The following is a 1,133-nucleotide window of genomic DNA, read 5'->3' as shown; positions in this document are numbered from 1 at the left end:
GTACGACCACCTTCACGGATTGCGAAGCGCAGACCTTCTTCCATCGCGATTGGAGCAATCAGCTCAACTACGAATTTCAGGTTGTCGCCTGGCATTACCATTTCAACGCCGTCTGGCAGCTGAACAGCACCGGTTACGTCAGTTGTACGGAAGTAGAACTGTGGACGGTAGCCTTTGAAGAATGGCGTGTGACGGCCACCTTCGTCTTTGCTCAGTACGTATACTTCAGCTTCGAACTTAGTGTGAGGAGTGATTGAACCAGGCTTCGCCAGTACTTGACCACGCTCAACTTCGTCACGCTTAGTACCACGCAGAAGAACACCAACGTTCTCACCTGCACGGCCTTCGTCAAGAAGCTTACGGAACATTTCAACACCGGTACAAGTTGTCTTCGTAGTATCTTTCATACCAACGATTTCAACTTCTTCACCAACTTTAACGATACCTTGCTCTACACGACCAGTTACAACAGTACCACGGCCTGAGATTGAGAATACGTCTTCGATTGGCAGGATGAACGGCTTGTCGATTGCACGCTCTGGCTCTGGAATGTATGAATCCAGCGCTTCACCCAGTTCGATGATTTTCTTTTCCCACTCTGCATCGCCTTCCAGTGCTTTCAGAGCTGAACCCTGAATTACTGGCAGGTCGTCACCTGGGAAGTCATATTCGTTCAGAAGTTCACGAACTTCCATTTCTACCAGCTCAAGCAGCTCTTCATCATCAACCATGTCACATTTGTTCATGAATACGATGATGTAAGGAATACCAACCTGACGACCCAGTAGGATGTGCTCACGAGTCTGAGGCATAGGACCATCAGTCGCTGCAACTACCAGAATACCACCGTCCATCTGTGCGGCACCGGTGATCATGTTCTTAACGTAGTCAGCGTGTCCAGGACAGTCTACGTGCGCGTAGTGGCGAGTAGGAGTGTCATATTCTACGTGTGACGTAGAGATGGTGATACCACGTGCTTTTTCTTCAGGCGCGTTATCGATTTGATCGAATGCCTGAGCTGAACCACCGTAAGTCTTTGAAAGGACAGTAGTGATTGCTGCAGTCAGAGTGGTTTTACCGTGGTCAACGTGGCCGATTGTACCCACGTTTACGTGGGGTTTCGTACGTTCAAA

Annotated in this window: 1 protein-coding gene; it reads right to left on the bottom strand. The window is 49.2% G+C overall.

Annotated features, from left to right (window positions below):
- The coding region (tuf, locus tag JKP77_RS22115; protein WP_218313336.1) for an elongation factor Tu at positions 1-1,133 on the bottom strand (1,133 nt) is incomplete at both ends.

Origin of the sequence: Alteromonas antoniana, from assembly GCF_019249295.1 — a bacterium.
In the GTDB taxonomy this organism is placed as follows: domain Bacteria; phylum Pseudomonadota; class Gammaproteobacteria; order Enterobacterales; family Alteromonadaceae; genus Alteromonas; species Alteromonas antoniana.
The sequence above is the reverse complement of the archived record's forward strand: the minus strand, read 5'-3'. Positions and strand labels throughout refer to the sequence as shown.